The organism is Paenibacillus sp. 01L418 (assembly GCF_056400045.1).
The window spans coordinates 1-4,461 of record NZ_JBFTSN010000480.1 but is presented as its reverse complement, the minus strand read 5'-3'; the positions used below and the strand labels follow the sequence as shown (position 1 = coordinate 4,461).

General features: G+C 44.6%; 7 protein-coding genes. 2 read left to right on the top strand and 5 right to left on the bottom strand.

Going from position 1 to position 4,461, the window contains the following annotated elements; genetic code table 11:
• From AC1DSE_RS30850 to AC1DSE_RS30840, 3 genes are all read right to left on the bottom strand, one after another.
• A partial coding sequence (locus AC1DSE_RS30850; protein ID WP_477528740.1) for a PdaC/SigV domain-containing protein occupies nucleotides 1–350 on the bottom strand: 350 nt, incomplete at its 3' end.
• Nucleotides 351–365: 15 nt separating this feature from the next.
• Nucleotides 366–878, bottom strand: a complete 513-nt coding sequence (locus AC1DSE_RS30845; RefSeq protein ID WP_477511831.1) for a GNAT family N-acetyltransferase — start codon at nucleotides 876–878, stop codon at nucleotides 366–368.
• On the bottom strand, nucleotides 875–1,600 hold the full coding sequence (locus tag AC1DSE_RS30840) for a phosphonate ABC transporter ATP-binding protein (RefSeq protein WP_477511830.1): 726 nt from the start codon (nucleotides 1,598–1,600) through the stop codon (nucleotides 875–877). The genes AC1DSE_RS30845 and AC1DSE_RS30840 overlap by 4 nt, the downstream gene beginning before the upstream one ends.
• Nucleotides 1,601–1,758: 158 nt before the next feature.
• Here AC1DSE_RS30840 and AC1DSE_RS30835 point away from each other — a divergent pair, with 158 nt between their 5' ends.
• Nucleotides 1,759–1,983, top strand: coding sequence for a hypothetical protein (locus AC1DSE_RS30835; RefSeq protein ID WP_441882394.1), 225 nt, complete (start codon nucleotides 1,759–1,761; stop codon nucleotides 1,981–1,983).
• Between the two features lie 65 nt (nucleotides 1,984–2,048).
• Here AC1DSE_RS30835 and AC1DSE_RS30830 read toward each other — a convergent pair whose 3' ends face one another.
• Nucleotides 2,049–2,186, bottom strand: coding sequence for a hypothetical protein (locus tag AC1DSE_RS30830; RefSeq protein ID WP_441882397.1), 138 nt, complete (start codon nucleotides 2,184–2,186; stop codon nucleotides 2,049–2,051).
• A gap of 145 nt (nucleotides 2,187–2,331) precedes the next feature.
• On the opposite strand from AC1DSE_RS30830, the gene AC1DSE_RS30825 reads away from it, so the two are divergent.
• Nucleotides 2,332–3,066 (top strand): HAD family hydrolase, encoded by a 735-nt coding sequence (locus tag AC1DSE_RS30825; protein WP_076265854.1) that lies wholly within the window; start codon nucleotides 2,332–2,334, stop codon nucleotides 3,064–3,066.
• Nucleotides 3,067–3,150: 84 nt separating this feature from the next.
• Here AC1DSE_RS30825 and AC1DSE_RS30820 read toward each other — a convergent pair.
• Nucleotides 3,151–4,461 (bottom strand): type IA DNA topoisomerase (locus tag AC1DSE_RS30820; protein ID WP_477528739.1); only part of this gene is annotated, 1,311 nt, incomplete at its 5' end.

Here is a 4,461-nt window from a genome sequence, read left to right as displayed (position 1 = left end):
GGCTTAAACAGCTGGGCCAGCGTATAGGTTTGTCCTGTCGATTGCTTAAAAGTCAGCGATTGCTGAAGCGTCAAGCCATGAGCTCCGCCAGTAAAGGCATAATTGAACAAGGAAAGACTAAGATAATCTTTTTGATTATTTTTCTGTTCAAAATAACCCAGCATCTGCGCTCTCGGATCATCAAGCGAGCCTTGATTATGAACCATCTGCTGCACGGTATGATGAATCGTATGGTTGATCTTTTTATCTGCAGCTTCGCTTCTGCCCCCGCTCACATAAGGCAATGACAGCTCGGCTTTCGGAAAATCAGCTTTTGCCGTTTGGATAACGACTGGCGGTTGAAATGACATATGAAAGACACCTTCCTATTCGGTAAGATGCTCCATTGTATGCATTACACGTCTCATCTCATGCCAAACGATTCCGCCATGCGTAGAAGCAGACACCCCTCTACGCTCAAATTGCTCCGATTCGTAGAACGGAATCAAATGCTCCTCGCACATCAGTATAATGGTTTCAATATGTGATGAACTACATTGTTCGATCAGCTTCCTCAGCAACAATGTGCCGATTCCACGCCCGCGATAATGTGCATCAACTGCGATAGTAAGGATGCAAAAGTTGTTCCCCTCAAAAAAATCAGCTTGATTCCCCTTCATCTCATCACCGCAATCAGTCTGTGAAGTACGGATGCCGTTTGTTATTCCAACTAATTGGTCGCCAAGCCAAGCTGACCAAAAAAATGAACGATAATGCTTATAGCGAAATTGAAACCCTGCCATGGTAGCAGCAGCTTCAGGAGAATAGCATTTTTGCTCTAGCTTAATAGCAGCGTCGAGCTCAGCTTCTGTTATGAGGCGTAGTTCAATCTCGTTCACAGGAGTGCCTTCTCGCGTTCAGTCAATCTTCTGCCGCTTACGTTAAGAACAAGTTTACCGTCTTTCAAGCCGAGAATCTGATCAGCAAATCGCTCCGCCCAGTCCCCCTGATGCATAACAGCAATCACAATTACGCCTTGCTCCTTGCATAGCGCTTTCAAATCAGTTAGAACTTGATCCGCCGTATGGGGATCAAGTCCCGAAACCGGCTCGTCGGCTGCAATGACTTTAGCGCCATGAACGAGTGCTCTTGCGATAGCCATACGCTGACGTTCGCCCCCGCTTAGAGTGCTCGCCTTCTGATGTGCTTTATCAAGCAGGCCGCGTTTTTCGATCATATCCATTGCACCCATATAATCATCATTACGTACCATCCCGGTCCATCTCCGCCAAGCAGGCGTTTGTGAAATTGAACCGATAATAACATTTTTTAATCCCGTCTTGTTCGGGAATAGAAAAGGTTTTTCTTCCAAATAAGCAACCTCTCTGCGAACTTTAAGCTTGCCTTTGAATCCTTCTTTGAAAATATCTTTGCCATCAAATTGATAGGAACCTTCACTCCACTTTTCTTGCAAGGCTAGGCACCGAAGAAGTGTGGACTTCCCGCTTCCGCTATCACCTTTAATGGCGATAAAGTCGCCAGGATAAGCCTCAAAGCTAATATCATCGAGCACCTTAGGCCCGCCGGGAATACGTCTGGATAAGTTCTTTACTTTGATCATTTTCCGCTCTCCTTCTGTTTGCAGCAACTGCTTCTATGAATCTAGTTTACGTTAAACAAAAAACAGTTTCCATACAAACAAATGTTTGGTATAATAAAAACAAGAACAAATGTTCTAATGATCGACGAATTCAACATTTTGAAGGAGGCCTGATCACCATGAATAACATCTGCGAAAATTTCCGATATGTAGAGAATGAACGTCTTGGACGCGACTTAACTTTTAAGTTTTACGCCGATGGACGGCTTATTATCATCGATAATGTTGCAGAGGAGGTGATCACTCCCAAAGATTTAAAGGGCGCCAGCAAGGACTTCTACGTTCGCAGACGTATCGCTTTCATTAAGAATCAATTAAAAGCTTCACAGCTTAAATATGCATAACATGGATTAGAAGGAGAGCTGACGCAATTCAAGCTCTCCTTCTGTGTTCATAAAAACTTGCTTCATTAAGGGAGCTGTTTGTTAATGCCGTTTAAGCTCGCAGGTCGCTTCGCGAATTTATCGGTTTTAAGCTTGCCTGACTGTCCACGCAAGGTAGAATGATTTTGACGAGATTCTCCAGTGCCGTTTTTGTTGATAGCCATTGCAATCACCTCCACTATCATTATGCCGATATTATTGGATATGTATGTAAAAGCAGTCCCTCTCTTACACCCTACATTGACTCGACCCTGCCACTTGCGGTAGATTGATCATACAGTTTCAAGTTTTGCAAAGGAGATCGTATACATGAAGCAACAAATTATGTTTGACCTCGACGATACATTAATTCACTGCAATAAATACTTTTACTTGGTCATTGATCAATTTATTGATGCGATGACCACTTGGTTTGGCAGCTCTCCCCTCGTTTCAATACAAGCCATCCGAGACAAGCAAATGGAGATTGATATTGCCGGCGTAGCCGTATTCGGATTTAAAAGCGAGCATTTCCCACAATCGTTTGTTGATACTTACATTCACTTCTCTCATTTGACTGGTCGCAAGAGATCAACAAATGAAGAAAACTTTCTATGGAAGCTTGGCTTAAGTGTATATGAGCACGATACCGAGCCGTATCCAAATATGGAACAAACGTTGTTCTCACTAGCGGAGGCCGGCCATGAGCTTCATCTCTATACGGGGGGCGAGATGCCCATTCAACGTCGCAAGATTGAGAAATTAAACTTGGAGCGTTATTTCGATTCCCGCATCTACATTCGACGCGTCAAAAATAGCGACGCACTAGAAACCATTTTGTCCAATGGTGTCTTCGATCGCAACAGTACGTGGATGGTTGGCAACTCCATTCGAACGGATGTTGTTCCTGCATTAACAGCAGGTATTCACGCTATTCATATGCGTGCGATAACCGAATGGGAATATAACATCATTCAGATTGAAGTGGAACCAAAAGGCGCTTTTTTAACCTTGGATCATCTAAAGGATGTCCCTGGCGCTATTCACGGGTACGTTAATCGATAAAGGAAAGACAAAATCAAATAAACCCGAATTCGTCCTTGATGCTTCTGACGAATTCGGGTTTTTGCTATGTGAGAAAAATGGCCTCTACTGTTCGATTGCCAGTTCTCCGGTACCCACATTTCTAAGCACTATTTTTCCTTCTCCAGGCGTTCCATCCGGAAGCTCAAGCTTCAGCTTAGTCGTCTTCCCCTTCTCGACTAAAGCTTTCACCTGAGTATCCGTCAAATTCCTGCCAAAGCTTTCTTTCCATATAACGAATTTACAGCCTTCCTTGTAGTGAGAACAGCCATAGCCTTTGCGCCCCATAAAGATGGAACCGCCGCAGCCTGGCCTTGGGCAAGTGGCAATGACAGTCGGGCTGCCTGATACACTAGACGCAGCCGATGCCGCTTTTTTTGCCGCTCCAGCCGTTTTAGTTGTGGCTGTACGGGTGCGAGTCGCTGTACCTGACTTTCCGCCAGAGCCTTTGCCGGAAGCAGGAGCTTCACTCTCAAATGATGTTTTGGCGGCTCGTGATTGAACGCGAACCTTGTCCACGATCATCGTCGCGAATTTTTTTACATTTTCCATGAATTGTCCATCCGAAGCAGTTCCTCTGGATATCTCGTTCAATCGTCGCTCCCACAACCCCGTCATCTCAGGAGAGGTAAGCAAATCAATACCAGCACCACGAATCAGCTCAATAGCTGTTCGACCTTTTTGTGTAACTTGTATTTTTTTGYCCTGCATTTCCACATAACCAACGTTTTTCAGCCGCTCAATCGTAGCTGCACGCGTAGCTGGTGTACCTAATCCTGAATCTTTCATTGCATCTCGGACATCCTCGTCCTCAATTTGTTTGCCTGCGCTCTCCATTGCTTTAAGCAGTGTACCCTCCGTGTAATGCTTGGGAGGCTGTGTGTCCTTCTCTTTCACAATGGCATCCGAACAGATAATCCCTGCATCTGCTGATATGGAGAAAGGCTCATTTACTTCAATTTCTTCGTCCTCTGCTTCTTCCTTATCCTTGCTTTTGGCTGAAGGTTTTGCTTTCTCCTTCTTCTGGTCAGCATAGATGACCTTCCATCCTAAGCTAAGAAGCTCCTTAACTGTCGTTTTGAACATTTCGTTCTCTACCTCAGTCAAGACGGTGTGAACCTTATATTCAGCAGCTGGATAAAATTGCGACAAAAACCTTCGCACGATCAAATCATACAGCTTTTGCTCATCAGGGCTGAGTCCATTTGCTTTACGATTCGTTGGCAAAATGGCATGGTGATCCTCAACCTTAGTTGGGTTGCAAATAAATTTATTCCCCTTATGCACAAGGCTCCGATTAGCCCCTTTGACGAGATCATCATAGGCGGTACCTTGAAGTGCATTCAACGTTTTGTGCATTTCAGGAATGTTCTGCTC